The organism is Streptococcus pseudopneumoniae (assembly GCF_038148935.1).
Lineage (GTDB): Bacteria > Bacillota > Bacilli > Lactobacillales > Streptococcaceae > Streptococcus > Streptococcus pseudopneumoniae_U.
Genome location: NZ_JBBJZX010000253.1, coordinates 1 through 277, shown reverse-complemented (window position 1 = coordinate 277; position 277 = coordinate 1). Strand labels below are relative to the sequence as shown.

Annotated in this window: 1 pseudogene; it reads left to right on the top strand. The window is 43.0% G+C overall.

Features of this window, described 5'->3' with window-relative positions:
• A pseudogene (locus tag WKI42_RS10855) lies at window positions 1-277 on the top strand (Rpn family recombination-promoting nuclease/putative transposase); the annotation flags it as partial.

The following is a 277-nucleotide window of genomic DNA, read 5'->3' as shown; positions in this document are numbered from 1 at the left end:
ACGAGAAAGTGATACTCATCAGAGCTATAAACACATCGCACCAGTATATGCTATCGCAATTGTGGACAGCAATTATTTCTCAGATGACTTGGCTTTTCATAGCTTTAGCATGCGAGAGGACACGACAGGTGAAGCCTTAACCATCACAAACAATGGACAGGAAAATCATCTGGTCAAGATGGCATTCTTGGAACTGAAAAAATACAGAGAAACCAGCAAAGACGAGGTTCGCAAACCCTGGTTGGAGTTTTTCGGCAACAAACCCTTTACCCAGGAA